At 30.2% G+C, this 19986-nt stretch carries 16 protein-coding genes and 2 pseudogenes; 11 read left to right on the plus strand and 7 right to left on the minus strand.

The genetic code is table 11. The features are described from left to right. Window positions 1–1650: a S8 family peptidase gene (locus tag NLJ82_RS27105; RefSeq protein ID WP_046647639.1), complete on the plus strand. Its 1650-nt coding sequence runs from the start codon at window positions 1–3 to the stop codon at window positions 1648–1650. 131 nt (window positions 1651–1781) lie between these two features. Here NLJ82_RS27105 and NLJ82_RS27110 read toward each other — a convergent pair. Then, window positions 1782–2321, minus strand: a pseudogene (locus tag NLJ82_RS27110) (TetR/AcrR family transcriptional regulator). Between the two features lie 177 nt (window positions 2322–2498). Between NLJ82_RS27110 and mntA the strand changes: the two are divergent. From mntA to NLJ82_RS27140, 6 genes are all read left to right on the plus strand, one after another. Then, window positions 2499–2906 carry a type VII toxin-antitoxin system MntA family adenylyltransferase antitoxin gene (mntA, locus tag NLJ82_RS27115; RefSeq protein ID WP_000577223.1) on the plus strand — a complete coding sequence of 136 codons (408 nt, stop codon included), beginning with the start codon at window positions 2499–2501 and terminating at the stop codon, window positions 2904–2906. Next, a complete protein-coding gene (gene hepT / locus NLJ82_RS27120) occupies window positions 2896–3309 on the plus strand; it encodes a type VII toxin-antitoxin system HepT family RNase toxin (protein WP_046647635.1) in 414 nt (137 codons plus the stop codon). The genes mntA and hepT overlap by 11 nt, the downstream gene beginning before the upstream one ends. A gap of 431 nt (window positions 3310–3740) precedes the next feature. After that, window positions 3741–4151 carry a hypothetical protein gene (locus tag NLJ82_RS27125; protein ID WP_046648596.1) on the plus strand — a complete coding sequence of 137 codons (411 nt, stop codon included), beginning with the start codon at window positions 3741–3743 and terminating at the stop codon, window positions 4149–4151. Between the two features lie 415 nt (window positions 4152–4566). Next, a complete protein-coding gene (locus tag NLJ82_RS27130; RefSeq protein WP_000681164.1) occupies window positions 4567–5202 on the plus strand; it encodes a recombinase family protein in 636 nt (211 codons plus the stop codon). 22 nt (window positions 5203–5224) lie between these two features. Then, a complete protein-coding gene (locus NLJ82_RS27135; protein WP_000683046.1) occupies window positions 5225–5449 on the plus strand; it encodes a DUF2187 family protein in 225 nt (74 codons plus the stop codon). Window positions 5450–5729: 280 nt separating this feature from the next. Further along, entirely contained in the window at window positions 5730–6602 is an 873-nt protein-coding gene (locus NLJ82_RS27140; RefSeq protein WP_046648599.1) for an Rpn family recombination-promoting nuclease/putative transposase, read from the plus strand. Window positions 6603–6818: 216 nt separating this feature from the next. On the opposite strand, the pseudogene NLJ82_RS27145 reads toward NLJ82_RS27140, so the two are convergent. The 4 genes and pseudogenes from NLJ82_RS27145 to NLJ82_RS27165 all read right to left on the minus strand — a co-directional run. After that, window positions 6819–7376, minus strand: a pseudogene (locus NLJ82_RS27145) (methyl-accepting chemotaxis protein); the annotation flags it as partial. Between the two features lie 124 nt (window positions 7377–7500). Then, window positions 7501–7779, minus strand: coding sequence for an ArsR/SmtB family transcription factor (locus NLJ82_RS27150; protein ID WP_046648601.1), 279 nt, complete (start codon window positions 7777–7779; stop codon window positions 7501–7503). A 1242-nt stretch (window positions 7780–9021) separates the two neighbouring features. Further along, window positions 9022–10080 (minus strand): hypothetical protein, encoded by a 1059-nt coding sequence (locus NLJ82_RS27160; RefSeq protein WP_046648603.1) that lies wholly within the window; start codon window positions 10078–10080, stop codon window positions 9022–9024. Next, window positions 10074–11483, minus strand: coding sequence for a DUF3696 domain-containing protein (locus NLJ82_RS27165; protein ID WP_046648605.1), 1410 nt, complete (start codon window positions 11481–11483; stop codon window positions 10074–10076). The genes NLJ82_RS27160 and NLJ82_RS27165 overlap by 7 nt, the downstream gene beginning before the upstream one ends. Before the next feature lie 879 nt (window positions 11484–12362). Between NLJ82_RS27165 and NLJ82_RS27170 the strand changes: the two genes are divergently transcribed. The 3 genes from NLJ82_RS27170 to NLJ82_RS27180 all read left to right on the plus strand — a co-directional run bounded on the left by NLJ82_RS27170 (window position 12363) and on the right by NLJ82_RS27180 (window position 15673). Further along, window positions 12363–13202, plus strand: a complete 840-nt coding sequence (locus tag NLJ82_RS27170) for an abortive infection system antitoxin AbiGi family protein (protein WP_046648607.1) — start codon at window positions 12363–12365, stop codon at window positions 13200–13202. A gap of 2 nt (window positions 13203–13204) precedes the next feature. Continuing rightward, window positions 13205–14422, plus strand: a complete 1218-nt coding sequence (locus tag NLJ82_RS27175) for an abortive infection system toxin AbiGii family protein (RefSeq protein WP_046648609.1) — start codon at window positions 13205–13207, stop codon at window positions 14420–14422. A gap of 726 nt (window positions 14423–15148) precedes the next feature. Next, window positions 15149–15673 carry a C40 family peptidase gene (locus NLJ82_RS27180; protein ID WP_046648611.1) on the plus strand — a complete coding sequence of 175 codons (525 nt, stop codon included), beginning with the start codon at window positions 15149–15151 and terminating at the stop codon, window positions 15671–15673. A gap of 544 nt (window positions 15674–16217) precedes the next feature. On the opposite strand, the gene NLJ82_RS27185 is transcribed toward NLJ82_RS27180, so the two are convergent. Further along, entirely contained in the window at window positions 16218–16853 is a 636-nt protein-coding gene (locus tag NLJ82_RS27185) for a hypothetical protein (RefSeq protein ID WP_000724525.1), read from the minus strand. Between the two features lie 26 nt (window positions 16854–16879). Then, complete coding sequence (locus tag NLJ82_RS27190; protein WP_046648613.1) at window positions 16880–17692, minus strand: C39 family peptidase; 813 nt, start codon at window positions 17690–17692, stop codon at window positions 16880–16882. Between the two features lie 580 nt (window positions 17693–18272). On the opposite strand from NLJ82_RS27190, the gene NLJ82_RS27195 reads away from it, so the two are divergent. Further along, window positions 18273–19943 (plus strand): M4 family metallopeptidase, encoded by a 1671-nt coding sequence (locus NLJ82_RS27195; protein ID WP_000754399.1) that lies wholly within the window; start codon window positions 18273–18275, stop codon window positions 19941–19943. The last annotated feature ends 43 nt before the right edge of the window (window positions 19944–19986 follow it).

Genomic DNA, 19986 nt, shown 5'->3' on the forward strand with positions numbered 1-19986 from the left:
TTGAAAATTTTTAAGGGAATTCTAGTTTCTTCAATTGCATTAACAGCATTTAATGGAGTAGGTGGTATACTTCCAAGTGAAAAATCAGAAGTTGCCTACGCAGCTACTTACAATTATTCAAATAAGCAATTGAATTCTACTGTACATAAGCAAGCTACTAAACAATTAATTTTAAAATTTAAAAATGAAGCGAATTTACCATATCAGGATGGAATAGAAAAATTCATTAAAGAAGAAAAACAAGATCCTGAATTCATTGGAATTTTAGCTGAATATCCAAATGTAACTATAAATCGACTTTTTAATTCTTTAAATCCTAAAGAAATTAAAAATCTAGGTAAAGAAATAAAAGATTCTGATCATATTTCTTCTAATTTGCTAAACTACTATATTGTAGAAACTCAAGATGGTATTGATGTACAAGCGTTACTTACAAAAATTGAGAAATCATCTCTTGTTGAAACGGCGTATTTACAGGAAGAAGAGGCGTCACCAGAAGAGCGTTTACCAAATTTATCTGTTAACCCATATGATGAGCCTAGACTTACAAGACAAGGTTATCTTGAACCAGCACCATTAGGAATTAATGCACCTTATGCCTGGAGCATAAAAGGTGGGGATGGAAAAGGGACTACATTCGTAGATATGGAGTATGGGTGGTTATTTAGTCATGAGGATTTAGTGAATCAAAAGATTGAATTGATATCTGGACAAAATAAAAGCGAGCACCATGATCATGGTACTTCAGTCTTAGGAATTGTTTCGGCAGAGGATAATAACATAGGCGGAATTGGAATCGCACCCAAAGCTAAGGTAAAGGTTGTATCTCAAATTAGGGATAACGGAAATTATAATACAGCTGATGCTATTTTAAGTGCGGTTAACAATATGCAAGCTGGAGATATTCTTTTACTAGAGGCACAAGCAACTTACGATGGATATGGAGATAAGAACTATCTTCCTGTAGAAGTAAAACCGGATATATTTGATGCAATTCGTCTGGGAGCAAATAAAGGAATTATTATTATTGAAGCAGGTGCAAACGGCGGAAACGATTTAGATCAATTCAGAGACCGTAACGGTAAACAAGTTTTAAATCGTAATAGTCCTGATTTTAAAGATTCAGGGGCAATTATGGTTGGAGCAGCTTCTGCAAGAGTTCCTCATAAGCGTTCATATTTCTCTAATTATGGTAGTAGAGTGGATGTGTATGGATGGGGGAATGCAGTAGATACAACAGATGCTAAACCAAGTGAATTTACAACAAATCTATATACTTCTAGCTTTAGTGGAACATCTAGCGCATCACCTATTATTGCTGGTGCTGCTGCATCAATTCAAGGAATTGCAAAAAATAATCAGGGAAAAGTATATACACCAAGCCAGCTTAGGGATATTTTAAGTGACCCTAGTACTGGGACGAAATCTAACGATCCAATCTCTGATAAAATTGGTGTTTTACCTGACTTAAAAGCCATTTTATCTAAACTTGGTTTTTCACCAAACTTAGGTAATGATTCCTCCATTGTATTTCCTGATGAACCAGAGATAAATAAAGGGAATAAGGGAAATGAAGGATCTACTATTACATTCCCAAAAGAAGATTCCACTAATAGTGAAGGGGACTCTACCTTTATTTTCCCAGAATAATGGTAGAAAGAACTTCTTAGTATAAAGGATTCTTATATAACTAGTTATTTATAATAATAGTGAGAAAGGCTCTTATGCGTAGTAGCATAAGAGTCTTTTTGTTTTAAAATATACAAGTAGTTTAGGAAGAGTTAATTGGCATATGAATTAAGAAGATGTCTTACTTGTTCTATAAAATAATGGTGGTGTATATTATTTTTGTTACTTGACTAGCCATAATAGCCCCTTCTATGAAAGAAGCAAGTGACATAACATCTATATCATCTTTCATTTCTTATTTTTCGACTCCTTCTTTAATAAGAGATTCCATTAGTACTACTGTATTATCATATCCTTTTGCACCTGCAGCATGTAATTCAGGGAAAACATCTGTACTTTCAATTGCAACATTAAGTAAAGGATACCCACCAGCTATTAGCTATTGGGGGATTGTTGACCGTATCTTGGTATACAAGGAAGATAGCGATGATTTTATCTATAACATTTTCTTTATTTTCTATAGCCACATAAAAATGTTTCCATATGATTTCTCCACCTTTATCAAGTGCAGCCAATGCAATTTCTTCTTTGCTTTTAAATCGGCGATAAATAGCGCCTTTAGGCAGAGAAGCAGTGTCCATGATATCTTGAAGGGATGTGCGGAAAATTCCTTGCGTATTGAATAGATACAAAACTACAACATACCTACCCCTGAACTATAATAATTTAGGTCAGAAATAAACTTCTAATTTTGTGAGGAGTTAAGTACTAAAAAGGCTTAATTTTATTTAAGTATTTGTGGTAGTTTAAAGGACTTATCATTGGTTATGATATAATAAAATTCAAGTATACTAAGGGGGATTAATGAGATGATTTTTCAAAGTATGATAACAGCTATTATAGAAAAATTACAAGAGACGGTGAATCCCTATTGGATAATTGTGTTTGGATCAACGGCTGAGAACAGGGAACGAGAAGATAGTGATATTGATATAGCTTATTTAAGTGACACAACTTTAGGGAACTATGAACGTTTTTTATTAGCACAGGAGTTAGCTAACATTGTTCATAGAGATGTTGATTTAGTTGATTTATCCGAAGCTTCTACAGTTTTTCAAGCTCAGATTATACATACAGGAAAGACAATATTTTGTTCAGATGAAAAACGTAAGGTCATTTTTGAAATGAAAACCTTAAAAATGTATTCAAAATTGAACGAAGAAAGACAGATAGTATTTGATGATATAAAGAAAAGAGGTTCTATATATGAAGAATGAGGTTATTTTAAATAAAATTTCTACAATAGAGCGTTGTATAAAAAGAATCCAAGATGTATATGGAAATAACCCTGAAAATTTAGAGGACTTTACAAAACAAGATTCAATAATATTGAACATACAAAGAGCTTGTGAAGCGAGTATTGATTTAGCAATGCATATTGTTGCAGGGAAAAAATTAGGACTACCCCAATCTAGTCGAGAGGCTTTTGATTTATTGGTTACAGCAGGATTACTTAGCGTTGATCTAGCAAATAAGTTAAAAGCAATGGTTGGATTTCGTAATATTGCTGTTCATGATTATCAAAGTGTAAATTTAGATATTGTTCGTCAAATTATTGAAAAACATTTAACTGATTTTAAACTATTTACGAAAGAAGTAATGGGGATATTGGAATTTTAGGCAAAAGAACAGAATAATAGGACTGAGAAAGAAAGTAATTCTATGATTCCCGAACCAGCTATTGAAACAATTACTTAATTTCGTAAGAAGAAACTTTCGTAAGAAGAAACGCAGTCATAAGATGAATTTGTTTATGTTGTAGCGAGGCTTTGCATGAGATGTGTGTAGTTAATAGTAGGAACAATATCCACATACAATTTTATCAACAAATAAGTAAATATTTTTAAAACTAATTTTTATACATATAATGTATACCAAAAACAAAAAAGTTTCCTCACGGAAACTTTTTTGTTTTTGGTAAATTTATAGCGATTAATTAATATACAGTTTTTGAAAAAAATGATGAATCATGTCAAATCATCTTCATTTACACGAACATGAACGTAGTATAAAAATGAAGCATATCCAAAATAATTAAAGGGGCTGGAAAAATGATTAAAAAACTTATTATTGGTTCTATTGCTTTAGGCACAACAATAGGAGTGAGCAAACCTACATTTGCTGCTACAATACATTCTCCATCACAGTTTAAAGAAATTCAAAATGTTCATGTGCAATCCCTACACTCCCCACGGCAGTATTTAGGGCAAACTTCAAGGGAACTTCAAATTAAAAGTAAGGATCCAAAAGTACTAGCTTTTGAACTAGCAAAAGAAGCGCCATTTTATGAAGAAGAATTAGTAGACATATGTTCGGTAATTTTAGATGCAAATGTAGACGTTATATATTGGACAAGTAAGGAATGGGTTAGATTTGAAGAAGGAAATTATGAATTTAAACATGAAATTAAAATTTTTAGAGATAAAGAACGTCAGCAATTAATTACTGCACTAGAATCTTAGAACTTTTACAAAAAAGAAGCTATTTTTAGTATGCTATTCTACCCTCATAGTAGATAGGAAAAAGAAAACACATTAACCTATTTATTGTCGAAAATAAATTGCGATTATAATAGCAATTGTATTCCCAAAAGCAATGTGTCAAATGGATTTTAACATACCTGTAACGGTATTGTTATCAATAAAGTATGCACGGAATTACAAATGGTTGTTTAGAATATTAGAAAAAGTTTAACTGATAAAACCCATTGATCTCAGTATGTCTACATGAGATCAACGGGTTTTTATTATTATGTATTCGAAGATATGGAAAGTATTTTGTGTGTCTATAAAGTTTGGTTTTGAATTTTACGGATGTCTGTATATTACATAAACATTTACAGATGTTTTTGTTATAATTATTTATGAGGTGTATGAAATGAAACACAAAACATTTGGATATGTACGAGTTTCCAGTAAAGATCAAAATGAGGAACGACAAATTCGAAATATGAAAGATTTAGGAATAGAAGATCGAGATATTTTTATCGATAAACAATCTAGTAGAAATATGCAACGCGAAAATTATCAAATGTTAAAACGTCTTGCTCGTACAGGTGATACCATTGTATTTGATTCTTTAACTAGACTAGGAAGAAGCATGAATGATGTCCTCGAGGAATTCAGATACTATGAAAAGCATGAGATTAATTTACAATTTATAAAAGAACCATTCATTAATGTAAATTACACAGGTAAGAGTACAAATGATGTTATTCAAAGTGCTATTCAGAAAGCAACGCTTACCATTTTATCTGCTTTTGCAGAAAAAGAACGGCATGATATTAAACAGCGACAAGCGGAGGGTATTGCTCTAGCTAAAAGGCAAGGTAAACGGTTAGGACGTCCTCCAGTAGAAATTACAGCCGAATTTATTGAAGCCTATAAAGAATGGAAGTCTGGTGGTATTACAGCAGTAGGAGTCATGAAGAAATATGGTATCAAACGTTCTTCGTTTTACAAACTTGCTAAGCAGTATGAAGAAACAAAACATAAAAATCTACTGAATGATTAATGATAATTTAGGAGGTTATTATATGAAACATACAGCAAAAGTAAAAATTGGTGATTGCGTTCAATTTTCTTATCGTAAGAATCCTTCCTTGCAATTAACTGGATATGTGGTAAGAGTTTTAACGAATACCATTGTTGTAGAGGTTTCAGATATGATGGAAGAGGAGTTAATTGATGCTAGACAGGTAGTAAAGCATGGGCGTTATCATAAGATAGCCCGTAAACAAGTAAAAAGTAAAGTTTCATGAAAAACACTCTTAAAGAAATCTAGAAGCAACTTTTCAAATGTCATATACTGTCTTGAATACATTTATGTATTGGCATTTTTGTTCGTATTTTGTATACTAAACGTGAGTTTTCCTTACGTAGGCAATCTTTCAATTTCTATGAAAGCCAACTAATCTGTTAATTATGTATGGTAGCAAATAAGCTCTTATGTCCACAGATATAAGAGCTTATTTGCATATGTATCACTCTTTTATGTACAATGAAAGAAAAACATCATATGAGATGGGGAGAGGAAAACCCATGTCCAACAAACAATTAGTGAATTTACGCATTGATTTTGCTTTTAAACAATTATTTGGCACAAGTGGAAATGAAGATATTCTCATTGCTTTTTTAAATGCGATGTTACAAGAATCTTTAGAATCACCCATTGTTTCGTTACAACTAGAAGATCCACACTTGCACCGAGAACATGAAGAGGATAAATTATCGATTTTAGATATTTCCGCTACATTAGATACAGGAACAAAGGTAAATGTAGAAATACAGCTGAATAACAATCATGACATGATTAAGAGAAGTTTGTATTACTGGGGAAGGCTATATACATCCCAACTACAAAAGGGAATGCCATATAGTTCTCTTCACAAAACCATTACGATTAATTTATTAAACTTTGTAATGTTTCCAGAATATGAAGCATTTCATACAACAGGAATCTTATGGAATCGGCAACAACAAAAGAAGTTAAGTGATGATATTGAAGTTCATATTGTGGAGATTCCAAAACTCATGCAACAGTGGCGGAATGAACAAGTTAATCCCTGGGAAGATTCTTTTGTTCGTTGGTTGTTATTACTTCCAGCGAATGAGGATGAACAATTAACTCAAACATTGGAGGATATTGCGATGAACCAAGACCCTATTTTACAAAAAGCGATGAATAAATGGGAACGTATGAGTCAAGATTCTTCTTTCCGACAAGCGTATGAAGCAAGGGAGAAAGCGTTGATGGATGAAGCCGCAAAGTTTGCTTATGCAGAACAAAAAGGGATTGAAAAAGGGAAAATGCAACTTATTCGTGGTATGCATAAAAACGGAATGCCAATAGAAGATATTGCAAAGTTTACAAATTTACGTATAGAAGAAATACGAAATATTTTACAAGCCTAAATAATTAAAAGTAACAACTACAAATACTTGTAGGTATTATTTTTTAGTGACCGCCACCAGGAAGTATAGTTAATGTTTGAAAAGATTTGAACTACTCCTACTTTCACTTCGTTTTACAAAAAAGAAGGGCCAAGGTTGAAAATAGATAAATCATAATAAAAAACTACAGGTCTGTAATTGATTAAGAACCTGTAGTTTTTTTATGTTTATCCTATTTTATTTTCCATTTTTTTGCGTTTCAATAATAAATTTTGAAACTAATTCTGATAATGCTTCTACTTTTTCTTTTATGTTGTTAGATTGATTTGATACTTCCTCAATTGATGCCGCTTGTGATTGGATTGACTGTACAGTTTGAGTGGTTTCTTTAGCTATTTGTGTTGCAGTTTCAGAAACACTTGATATAGAAGCATTAACTTCTTCTGTACCAGCAGACATTTCTTCTGTTGCTGCAGATACCTCTTGAATTTGGCTAGTGATTTTATTAATAGCCACCATAATAGATGAGAATGCTTGATCTGCTTGATAAGCAGCTTCTTTTCCTTCTGTAGCCTTTTGTTGACCTTTTTGCATGACATTCACCGTATCTTTTGTATCTGTTTGAATCAATTGTATTAAATGATTAATTTCATTTGCGGATTCTTTCGACTTCTCTGCTAAATTCCTTACTTCGGCTGCAACTACTGCAAACCCTTTTCCATTTTCTCCAGCACGCGCAGCTTCAATAGCAGCGTTTAATGCGAGAAGATTGGTTTGTTTGGCAATGTTAGTGATAGGTTCTTCCAGTTAATTTTTCATTAGAGAAGATTTGAATAATTGTACCTACTTTTATTGTATTTCCCACAAATTTCTCCTCCGCACTTAAATATGATAATTACTATTTTGTTGATTATTATAATCATTTGATTTTTTGTCCTAATAGCACCTCTATAAGGGTATTTATTCTTTTATCTTGCACACTATAATAAGTTTCGTATCCCTTTCTATTGCTAGCTAGTATTTTTTGTGATTTCATTACGGCTAGATGTTGAGATGTGGTAGACTGTGGCCTTTCTAAAAAGTCTGCTATTTGATTTACATTGCATGGACCTCTTTTAGTAAGTTCTATTATTATTTTGATTCTTATTGAATGTGATATTGCCTTTAAAAGGGTAGCGTTTTCTTTGTAAATAGACATTTAAATTTTTCTCCCTAACGTGTATTTCTATTGCTGTTTAAATAAAAAATATAAAACTATATATAATGATTAATAACTTTATAAAAATATATTATAGAATGTTAACATTTTTATAAGTGAAATTGTGCTTGCCCTTTATCAAGTAGAGGATGAAAAAGCGTTGGTATTGTAAAGTAAGAGCGAATTTTAATAATTACTTCAAGGTATTTACTGATTCCTTTTCTATAAATAAAGAGAGGTCTTAAACCTTAAAGAACTTTTAATTTAACACCTATAAAATATGGTTATAAAACAAAATCCAACTATAAGGATAATGGATATTGTAATAAATTGATTGTAGTATCTTTGCAATTATTGTATTTATTTGAGGGGAATAGTCTTTTTTGTTTTCTTATGTAAATTACGTGAATCACCAACGGTTTATTTGGTAAACATGGGATGAAATATAGCTGTTTGATTGCAATTTCATCCTGGAATTGAAGTTTCTTAATGGATTAGACGATTGCTTTCAAAGATGAAAAGCCCATGTCAATGAAGGTATTGAAGAAATATATTTCTTATCATCTTGAGGAGAATGTTGCAGAAACATTTTATAAATTTGCTCTCATTGAATTTTAAACATACAGGTAGAAAAACAAATAAAAGGGTTACTTTATAAAGGTGCTCAACAAAAATAAACGTTTATAAAATTATTTATATCACCTTTATAAATTTGATATTTCAATGTTTCATGAATATGGACCCATCGTTTGTAAAGGTATACCTTTACAAACGTAGGGGTGTAATAAAATTTCGTGGGATTTAATTTATAATTTAATTAGAATGAAAGAACAAAAGTATCCTTTATAAAAGAGATGAGCAAATTGATCTATTATAAAAGTTCATTAGTTTTAGATAAATTAAGATTCAATTGTTTGAAAAAGGTTTTGTAAGTAGTTGGTTTATTTGGCAGGATTATTAGATATCAAATCAATTATATATTTTATGACTAAAAATAAATTTTTAACTAATTTTTCAAGTTAATATTTTAATAGGTTTCGTTTTGGAAATATTTCAATGGTATTTTCTTTATATAATGGAATAGGGGACGAGAGGAATACCAAAATAATTTTTACTACTACTGAAAAAGAACTTGTAGCAATTTATACAAGTTCTTTTTGGTGTTCAGATTTAGTATGAATAATCAGTTTACATAACTATATATCAGAAATTTATATAGTGATTGATATATAAAGAGTAAATTTAGGCAAATTGAATAATTTTTTTGGTTAGTTCTTTTAATTCATTCTTATCATCTCTAGATAGTAATTCTGCTGGGCTTTTTACGTAGTGAAAAGCTTTCCAAACCTGCTCGCCAAATCCATCTACAATACTACTTTTACCTGAAACGGTTGCTGCTACCTCTTCAGTTCCTTGTATATTGAGATCACACCAAATTGGTAATTTACAATTTCGAAGCGTTAACCCCTTTTTCATGTCAAAATAATCTTTACATTGATCAGGAAAGGAAAAATAAACATGTTCTAAAATACGATTTTCTTGCTCAAGATATTCCTCTAAAGCTTTATCAGGTAAGTAATTTTCCATTTCTCGCTTATTTAGGATATGTAATATATAACCATGACTTTCACAAATACGTTTAATTTTATTAATGTATCTTTCTTTTGATGGGGTGTTATATGTACTAGGAGGAGAAATAATATCACTATCTATTATACAAATGGTCCTATGTTTTCCATTTATACTTTGGGCAACTTTTGATAAATCACTTCCCCCACCATGTACAAACTCAATCCATAATTTATTCGATCTGCTTTCTCCTAAAAGTTCTAAACATTTCTCTATAAAAAGTCTATCGGATTCTACATTTTCTAAAACTATTTTTAATGGTTGTCCTAGAAAATCCCATACAGTATCTATAGTTATTAACTCATATCTAATCCCATTTAAAATAACAGTATACCTATGACCATTTAAATATTTAAACACTTGTACTCCTGAAATTGTACCAATTTGGCTTTCAATAAGAGTATTTAATTCTTCTACACTTGAATATACCTGAACTATTGTCTTATCTTCATGTTGTTTTGATTTATAAAGAGTATTTTGTACTACCTGTTTTGTTATATAGTCTCTATAGCTTTCTAAAGCAGTTGTTTCGAAAAGTGTTAAATCGTCTTTATCATCAATAAACCATTCATGCTTTCCTGATTCAAAGTAACAAAAAAGGAACTTTATAATTTGTTTTACTCTTTCATCACCTATTTTTGACATTAATTCATTTGGAAGGTTTATCACCATGGTATTTTGCTGCCTCCCTGTTTCTCATGTAAAGAACTCCTAAGTTTTAAGACTTCATTGTAATCTTCTTCAAAAAATCCCTCTGGCCAGTTAGATATATTTCCAAATTCATCGATTTTCAATTTTCTTATTATATTATGATTTTTGCTTTTTAATTTTTCTGTATAATAAATTGCAACTTCTTCAGGATTAATTTTTCCTTCTACTATATATCTTCTCAATCTTATAATCATATGTTCACTGTGTGTCTCAACTAAAAATTTGTTTTTAAAACCATAATTTTCCCTAGTTCCTTCAATAAATAGGTCAATTAGGCAAGCTTGAGCAGAGGGATGTAAATGTAATTCTGGTTGTTCTATTATATGTAATTTTGCTAAACTACGCTTGGCATCATAGGATGTTTTAGACTGGTGTAAAAAAGTTTGTACAACAATAGGAATTAATTGAGATAGGCCGTGTCCAACATCGATTAAATTGTTTTTTTGACCAGTTATTTCATCCGTTACCATCAGCCGAAATAAATCAGTTCTGCCGCCATATTCACTTCCTATTAAATCTTCGACATCTATTCTATGGTTTAAATTTTTACTCAGCCAATTTGATACCTGATTAATTAATTGCTTTCCTTTCCTTATATCCTGTCCAAGGATGGCAGGAGCAAACTCTCCGTCATGTCCAACATAGTTAACAGCATTTTCTCTATATCTATAAGAACGTTCAGGGGTTTTTCTAAATGGACCAATATAAAAAATATTACTTGCATAAAAGTTTAGATATCGTATTAATTCCATAAACAAATAGCGGAAAGCCATAACTTGTTCATCGTCATCATCTTTAACATCTAAAGGTAATATTTTGAAATCTGGAATGAATTTATCAAATACAAACTTTTCTGCTTTGATTTTAAAGCTAGTTTGAATTATTCCTTTCACTTCATAAGACTCTGAATCTCCTATTAAATTTAAAGAGAATACTTCACCATGGTTTATATCTATATCGGAAAGGATAAATTTTTTGATTTTTAATACTCCGTATTCGTCCTGTAAAATACAAACATTAAGTTTAAATTTTTCTAAACCAGAAAAAAACCTTAAAAACCTGTTGCGTACATATGGAGAAAAACGATTAAGTTCTTTACGATCAATAATTAATTCAAACTCTATGGATTCATTTCGGTCATGCTCAAATACCACATCTTCAAAGTTTCCATAATCTATTGTTTTTCCATATAATAACAAAGGTGCCATAGAGTCATCTAGAAATGTTTGTTTTAGTACTAATGGAAACCGCATAATACTACTTTTTCCAGAGCTATTTTGTCCTATTATAAATGTTAAAGGTTTTAGTTCTATTTCCTCACTATCAATAAAACCCTTTATACGTTTTAATCTGAAACGTTCCATTCAAAGTTCCCCCTTATACATTGATTAGAAAAAGACTAGTAGTAAATTCATTCCAATTATATCTTAAACAGACCTTAATTTTATACAATTTTTCAATATGTAATTTATAAAATTAATATATACGAGAATTTAATTCATTTTTGTTTTGAGGAGGAATCAATTTCTTGATTTGATGGTGGTGTAAATGCAACCCTTAATTGAATTTTTAAAATAGCCAAAGCCCCCATTACTCATATACGATAAAGTATCTATGAAAGTAGGTGCTTTTTTCTTTGTTATATAGAAATTATACATTAATTCATATTTGGAATACTTTAAAAAGAAAAGGTGATGACGGAAGTAGAGACGGTTTGATATCCTCATGATTAATAGTTACGTTTAACTATATGTACATTACAAATATAAATATTATTCTTAAATATAGATAAATATCTTTCTGCAAGACTGCAACATTCTTCTTTACTTACCCATGTATACATTTTTACGTATTTATTATGGTATCAAAGTTGATTTAAAACGGTTTATATAAAATCAATAAATGAGATTTTTAGAGGAAGGGCAGATCTTTATTTATTGATTCACATAATTTTCAAACATTAAAACTCTAGACGTTAATATTTGTTATATAATGGAATCAATATGGTTTCCCCGTTATGAATAATGAGATAATTTATGTGTTCCGTGTATTCGTTTTAAAGCAAAAAGAACTTGTAGTGATTTCTACAAGTTCTTTTTGTTTTTCTTATTGTATTAGAAAAAAGCCCTTTAAATATAGCAGAAACAATAATAAAGTATTTATTTCTTGTTTGCTATGTAAAATGATAATAAGTGGGTTTAATATTAAAGATGAAATATTTTATAGAAATGAGATGAAGTCGAATGAGTGAAACAAGTATACATATTGAACTTGAACAAAAACCTGAAACCAAGGAGGAGACTTCTTATATTAGGCCATTACAAAGTGCAAATGTTTTGTTTAAGTTTATGAATAGAATAGAATTTCTTAAAGATATTTTATTGAAAAAGGCTATTTTACCTCGATATTACGAAGAAAAAATAGGTTACTTGGAAATTGAAGAATTGGAAAAAATTGCATTTCCTATGAGCTGTTTTTGCGATATTCATTTAAACAAACTTGTACCACATATGGTGAATTACGGTTCGTATGGGATTGGTTTGAGTAAAGAGTGGGGTATAAGACAGGGAATTCAGCCAATCCATTATATTAATAAACACTCAAATTTACGTAAAGATTTTAGTATTATTCTTAGTAAAGCCATTAATGATTCACCAGAAAAAAGTGATGAAAACAATGATTATAATAATTATTTGTTACATGATTTATTGTATATGAAGCCTCTTGATGGAGAAATGCCAACAAATAATCACCGAGAAATAGCTATAAGGAATTTTCATGATGAAAAAGAATGGAGATATATACCTAATATTGAGCAGGTAGAAACAGAATTACCTTTAATTATTAGTCAAGAGCAGATGAACCCAAAAAGTTATTTTACTTATTCACAAGCTATTGCCCAATGTCCTGATTTATGGTTGAATTTTGAATTTGAGCACATTAAACATATTATTGTTAGCAAAGAGAGCGAGAGAAGTGAACTTATAGAGTTTGTCGTCCAAAACAATATTGGTGAAACTTACGAGCAATACATATTATTCTCTAAAATAATTGTTTTTGATGAATTAAGAGAGGACTGGTAAAAATGTTTGCTAATTTTAACAAAGCTTTATTAAACAATAATCAAAAGGATACAAAAATACCGAAAGAAGTATTGGGTTCATTAAACGAGAAACTTCCTAATGACTTAGTTTATGTTGAAATAGAAGATAGGAAAGGTGTAGTTGCACTAACATCAAATAGTTCATCTATGGAATTTGGTGGACTTAGTTTCGATTTAAACAATGATGTATTTGCAGAGTTCAAACCTTCAAATGTTAAAGAAGTTTTGGAGTTTCTATATAGAACTCAGCGTAAATATACAATTAGTAAAGACGCTAATGAGTATATAACTATAAATGGTAATAAGTTTAAAATAGATGAAGTAATTAAAGATCCTTTCAAAGAAAATGAAATAGGGAAATATGACATAACTATTTATCCGCAACCTTTTCCAGAGCCATTTAAGCTGTCTTTTGAAGGAAAAGGAGTAAAGAAAGATATTACTTTCAAAAGACAACCTTTTGCTGATATGCACAAAGTACTATTTAAAAATATTGATAATGAAACTTTCAGTATTTCTTATGTTTTAGATGAGAGAGAGAAACATCTAAAATTCAATTTTAGTCTAAATCTTGAAAATACAAAAACAGTTGAGGAAACAGTTGAAGCACTAAAATTATATTATGCATTCGTTTCAGGTGATATTAAACTTAATGGGTCTGAACTTAATGAATATGCGATTAAAGAAACAGAGAAAACCTCTGTTTTGGAGACGATAAAGTTTTGGGAAAAAGTTTTGGAGTTACAAAGGAGATTGAGGGTTACTTTTATCCCTAAGTCAAAACTTGAAATAGAAGATATAGTATTGATTGAAAAGTTGTACCGGACTTTAATTGAAGAAAAACCCTATAAAGAATATATAAATATCAGTGAATTAACTTTGACAGGTACTAATGATGTTGAGAAGTTATTAGGGCAGAGTGGTTTATCTATGTCATTTCATCAACATGATAATGTTAAAGTATTTGGGGTTAATTTAGACTTGTATAGCATTATCTGTTACTTTGATTTTAAAGTGACTGATATAAAATCTTCGGAAATAAATAAAGCTGATGTTAGTAAAAGTATTTTGGTGGTTGAACCAGTAGAAGGAAGAAAAACTTATCAATCATCTATTCATTTTTCTACTGAGCAAGAGCTTAAAGATTATGAATTGAATAATACCGAATTACAATATGCTGAAGAAATAATAATCAATTAAATTATAAAAAAATTTTATTAAAAAAAAGCATCATTGGGAGATAAACAATAGTAATTGTAACTTCTTTAACAACCAGGTACGATTATACAATAACACTACAGAAACGACTATATTGTTTTATATTTAAGTATAATGAAGAGTTCACATCAAAAATTAAATGAATTTAGTATAGCCCCGTTTTAAAAATCAGAACGGGGTTATACGTGCTTTAGATTTTTAAGATAATCGGATTCATTTTCCAAGTAACATTTCTGGTACGCTATTAAAAGGTACACCTTTTAGAACGTATTTAATATTTGTAAATTGAAAAATGAGTTTTACAAAACATACAAAATGTTAAACTCATAAGAACCAGCGATATCATATAATTTTCTTTGGTATTAATGGTTTTTTTCGCTATAAAATGAAAAGAATAAGATTATCAGCTTTACAAAATAAGTTTATAGTTAAGGTAAGTTTTATATAAAATAATTCTCTTTATTTCTCAATTGATATTAGAATATTCGCATTATGTATTTTTTGTACTTTTATTGCATAAATCATTAATCTAATCTCATAATGTATTGAAAAAACAAAGACATTAAAATTAAATATTAATAAAAATACAAAACGTAAAAAATATGTAGAATACTGTCTAATTTATTATATTTTCTCCTCTTTATATAACAATTAATCTATTAGGTGATAAGAATAAAATCTTACAATAGATTATAGGGGGAGAAATTTATGAAGAAAATTTTAGTTGGTGCAATAACAATAGGAGTTATACTAGGATCTGGTAGTAGTTTTGCTGCTGCAGATGAACTTGATAGCATTTCTAAAAATGAAAATACAATTCAATCAATATCTGCTTCAACCACAAAATCAATAACTACGAATCAATTTAATAAAATTTATGCAGCCATGAAAAAATATGAAGGCACACCATATAAATATGGTGGGAATAGTCCTAAAACTGGATTTGATTGTTCGGGGTTAATGCAATGGGGATATGGGACACAAGGGATTAAATTGCCACGTACAGCACAAGATCAATATAATAAAACTACACGTATCGCTAGAAGTGCTCTCCAACCAGGAGATTTAGTTTTCTTTAAAGGAACAGTTTCAGGCAAGTCAGGTATCACTCACGTTGGTATGTATATTGGCAACAACAAGTTTTATAATGCTAGTAATTCTGGAGTTGGTGAAGCTAGTTTAAATAGTTCTTATTGGAGTAAATATATTGCAGGATACGGTCGAGTTAAATAAAAATATAAGATTTAATAAAAAGAACTGAAGTTCATTTTGACTTCAGTTCTTTTTGATAATCATTTGCTTTAAACTATCAATCTTCAATAATTTATTAAATTTTTCATCTCAGAGTGGAGAAAAATTATAAGACAAGAGAAGCAATAAAATAAAATTGGTGTATCTGTATGAATAGTTCTTTACAAAGGAAAAAAGTTAAAATCGCTTCAATATGCCATATAAGAAAGTAAAAGCTGCTTCACAAAAAAAGCCCTTTCCATTGCTACAAAGCAATAGAAAGGGGGAAGTATGATGAGTGATCGTATTGGTGAAGGGTATAAATAATGATATGCTTTCAAAAATATTTTAGCATGTTCATAAAAGAAATGAAGGAGGAAATTTAACTTGATGAAAACCTATAGAATACTTTGTAAAATTAGTTTTTTGCAGTCTTCTTTAAGGGTTTCGTTTTTTTTATGTCAGCTACTGTTTTAACTACTTTACTAACAGTATTTTAATAAAGAAATTTCTTCCTAAATGAGACCCTGTTGTCCCTTCATCAATCTTATTGTTGAGATAAGAGAATTCTTTCCTTCATTTTTAAAATGATTTCATCAGAATTAATTTTTTTGGCTGATGGAACTCCTAAAATAGCAGAAGCCCCCTCACTGGCATATACTTCTTCTCCATTTTCGTGAGAAACAATAAATAACCCTTGTCCTTCAAATTCAATATATATAATTTTTTTAATTTGTTTTACATTTGTTTGTATAGACCTATAGATTTCATATAAATCTTTACTACGTTTTTCTCCCCCCATACGTATAGGCTCTTGTTCATTTGTAAAAATTAATCCCTCTGGATTGTTTCTATTTAAAATAAACCATAATTTTTCATCTGTGGGCAATAAATATTCAGATAGCTTTTTGGAGTCATTATTTATAATGTTTTGTTGTTGTATTTCATAAACATGGAAAAAAAATGTGGATATTTCTAAAGTTGAATTAGACGTAAAATTATGATTTTGATAAAGTTGCTTGCCGTCTTTTAATAGAGCACTTTTACTATTTTGATAATCTTTTAGTGCTATCTTTTCAGGTGACTCTTTAGAATTATCTGTTGCTTGAGCAATTTTATTCATACTTATTAATGCAATACTTAAAAATACGCCTAAAATTATAGTTCTCGTTATTTTTTTCATAAACTTATTTTCCTCCTTATTTTCATTTAATATCCTCTACTAATACCTTGAACTGTTTCATTCCACCAAAATCTATCGTTATTTTTAAATGATTCAAAGTTATGTTGATAATGATCTCCATACCAAGGATCCATATAGGTAATATAGTTCATATTATTCATACCTTTAAAATAACCATCTAACACAAGAAAATGACCAATATTCCCTCCGTTTTTCCAATTAATTAGTGTAATCATTGGTTTATTGCTATTAATTTGGCTTCTAAACTCATCATAAGAAAGAGTTCCTCTATTAATTGTTGAAGTTAAACCAAAATAAATAAGGCCATTTTGTATTTCTCTAGAAGTAGCTGGATAATTGTATAAGCCTCCCTTTACATATCCTACAAATTGCTGTTGTGTAGTTGGTTGCCCAAAATAGTTTAAAACAGATACTGAAGTACCTGCCCAACACCAATTAGACTGCTGTTGTTTAATGTTAGGAACATTTAGTTTAATAGTTGTTGTAGAATTAGGTGGATTTCCATTTATAAATGCCGAAGCAACATATGCTTTTTTCCCGTTTTTAAAAAAATAAAACCAGCGATTATCTATACTTCCAGTCCAATAATCTTTTAAACCCTCTCCATATTCCCAACCATTGAAGTAAACGGTTTGATTTCCTTGAAGAACATCTATTATATTTCCAGTCGAATCTTTATTATCGCGCACATTTACCCCGATAGGAGCAGTTACACCTGAAAATTCAACTTCTTCGGCAAACACATCATTGACATTAGTAAAATTCCACAGAGATAAAATAAATACAACTATAATTAAAATTCTTTGTGCAAGCTTCATCTTCTCACATCCTCATATGATATGTTGAAAAAACTATTAAAACGAAAAATTAAGTTACTTAACTTTTTAAAATTTCAAGTACACACTACTTTTTTATAACCCATGATGTAACGCCCCTTTCATTTTATTTCTATACTATTTTAATTTATTCTAATATCCACATAATTCCTCTTGAAATTCTAATATGTAAAAAATATGACACAATTAAAATTTGGTTCTCGAATGCTCCCTAGCTAGCAAATAGGAGCATAAAATGTGAGACAGGTAGTCAAATATGGCTGTTATAAGAAAATAGTAGATAGAAAAGGAATCAATCAATAATAAATCATAAAAATACCCCTAGAGAAATCGCAGGCGTTTTTTATAGATGAAGTCTTCAAAAACATACCTTTAACTCATTTTTTAGAAATCTACCTTCCGTTCATTAGTTCCAATATTCTGAGTTTGTTTTAGAAATAGACACCACTTTATTTATATAAATATGCAATTATTCATATTTATATAAATATTTTAAAAGTAATTGTATATTTAAGTTTGTAATTATACTTTTTATTTGACTTATATTGAAGGGGGAAGATGTATGAAAAAAACTGTTATTACATTACTTGCTGCAGGAACAATGTTAGGTGCGCCTTTTTCAACTGCATTTGCAGAAGAACAAGCATCCCAAAAAGAAGTAATGGATAAAATGGAAGTGCAACAAAAGAATTGGAATGAGGAACAAGGAAGTCCATCATTTCTTTCAGGTGAATTATCTGATAAAAAGGTAGAAACTCAAAAAGCAGTGAAAGAGTTTCTTGAAGAAAATAAAGAACTATTTAAGGTAAATCCACAAACGGATCTGACACTGAAAGAAGTGAAATCGGATGATTTAGGTATGAAACATTATGTTTATACAAGGTCTGTAAATAAGGTGCCTGTTGATGGTGCACAATTCATTGTTCATACAGATAAAGAGGGCAAGGTAAAAACAGTAAATGGAGATGTTCATCCGGCTGCTGCAGAAAGTTTAAAAGGTGATACAGAAGCAAAGATTACAAAAGAAACAGCGCTTTCAAATGCTTGGAAACATATTAAACTTACAAAAAATGATACATTAGTAAAAGTAGATGGAAACACATTAGACCAGGTAAAAGAAAACTTAGATTCTACAAATGAAAAAGCGGACTTAGTTGTATATGAAAAAGACGGAAAGTATTATCTAACGTTTAAAGTGCAACTGCAATTTATTAAACCTTATGGAGCTAACTGGCAAATTTATGTGAATGCAGAAGATGGATCAATCATAGATTCATATAATGCAGTTACAGACGCAGATAGCGCTCAAAAAGGATATGGATATGGAGTATTAGGGGATCGAAAAGAACTGAATACAACATTTGATAGTGTACAGAAAAAATACTATTTAAAAGACACAACAAAGCCTATGAATGGAGGCTATATTGAAACATTTACGGTAAATCATAGTGATGCAGATTATCCAGTTAACTATCGTCTACTGGATAATGATAATGCTTGGATAAATAAAGATCAAGGACCTGCGGTCGATGCTCATTATAATGCTGGAAAAGTCTATGACTACTATAAAAATATTCACAATCGTAACAGTTTTGATGGAAAAGGAAAAACAATTCGCTCTGGTGTAAATTATGGAGTAAATGTAAATAATGCATTTTGGAATGGGCAGCAAATGGTTTATGGAGATGGTGATGGGCGCATATTCTCTCCACTTTCAGGTTCCCTTGATGTTGTTGCGCATGAATTAACTCACGCTGTGACACAGTATTCAGCTGATCTTCGTTATGTAAATCAATCAGGTGCATTAAATGAATCTTTCTCTGATGTATTTGGATATTTTGTTGATCCAACAAATTGGGATTTAGGAGAAGCTGTATATACGCCTGGTATTTCTGGAGATGCACTTCGCAGTTTATCAAATCCTGAAAAATATGGCCAACCTTCTCATATGAGGGATTATCAATACCTTCCTGCAACTGAAGAAGGCGATAACGGTGGGGTACATATTAATAGTGGTATTCCGAATAAGGCTGCATATCTGACAATCAATGCTATTGGTAAAGAGAAAGCAGAAAAGATCTATTATCGCGCGTTAACAACATATTTAACACCAACAAGTGATTTTAAACAAGCTCGTACAGCTTTATTACAATCCGCAGCTGATTATGATGGCTATGGTAGTGCAACCTATAAAGCAGTAGAAAATGCTTGGAATCAAGTGGGCGTAAAGTAAATTAAAATTCGTTTATAATATTTTTATGTTTTTAACATTTAAA

This window comes from Bacillus paranthracis, from assembly GCF_024296885.1.
Lineage (GTDB): Bacteria > Bacillota > Bacilli > Bacillales > Bacillaceae_G > Bacillus_A > Bacillus_A paranthracis.

Excerpts from the sequence above, each read along its gene's own strand:
- hepT (WP_046647635.1), top strand. The coding sequence starts at position 2,896 with ATGAAGAATGAGGTTATTTTAAATAAAATTTCTACAATAGAGCGTTGT.
- NLJ82_RS27195 (WP_000754399.1), top strand. The coding sequence starts at position 18,273 with ATGAAAAAAACTGTTATTACATTACTTGCTGCAGGAACAATGTTAGGT.
- mntA (WP_000577223.1), top strand. The coding sequence starts at position 2,499 with ATGATTTTTCAAAGTATGATAACAGCTATTATAGAAAAATTACAAGAG.
- NLJ82_RS27125 (WP_046648596.1), top strand. The coding sequence starts at position 3,741 with ATGATTAAAAAACTTATTATTGGTTCTATTGCTTTAGGCACAACAATA.
- NLJ82_RS27165 (WP_046648605.1), bottom strand. The coding sequence starts at position 11,483 with ATGGAACGTTTCAGATTAAAACGTATAAAGGGTTTTATTGATAGTGAG.
- NLJ82_RS27150 (WP_046648601.1), bottom strand. The coding sequence starts at position 7,779 with ATGTCTATTTACAAAGAAAACGCTACCCTTTTAAAGGCAATATCACAT.
- NLJ82_RS27185 (WP_000724525.1), bottom strand. The coding sequence starts at position 16,853 with ATGAAAAAAATAACGAGAACTATAATTTTAGGCGTATTTTTAAGTATT.
- NLJ82_RS27140 (WP_046648599.1), top strand. The coding sequence starts at position 5,730 with ATGTCCAACAAACAATTAGTGAATTTACGCATTGATTTTGCTTTTAAA.
- NLJ82_RS27160 (WP_046648603.1), bottom strand. The coding sequence starts at position 10,080 with ATGGTGATAAACCTTCCAAATGAATTAATGTCAAAAATAGGTGATGAA.
- NLJ82_RS27135 (WP_000683046.1), top strand. The coding sequence starts at position 5,225 with ATGAAACATACAGCAAAAGTAAAAATTGGTGATTGCGTTCAATTTTCT.
- NLJ82_RS27130 (WP_000681164.1), top strand. The coding sequence starts at position 4,567 with ATGAAACACAAAACATTTGGATATGTACGAGTTTCCAGTAAAGATCAA.
- NLJ82_RS27190 (WP_046648613.1), bottom strand. The coding sequence starts at position 17,692 with ATGAAGCTTGCACAAAGAATTTTAATTATAGTTGTATTTATTTTATCT.
- NLJ82_RS27170 (WP_046648607.1), top strand. The coding sequence starts at position 12,363 with ATGAGTGAAACAAGTATACATATTGAACTTGAACAAAAACCTGAAACC.
- NLJ82_RS27175 (WP_046648609.1), top strand. The coding sequence starts at position 13,205 with ATGTTTGCTAATTTTAACAAAGCTTTATTAAACAATAATCAAAAGGAT.
- NLJ82_RS27180 (WP_046648611.1), top strand. The coding sequence starts at position 15,149 with ATGAAGAAAATTTTAGTTGGTGCAATAACAATAGGAGTTATACTAGGA.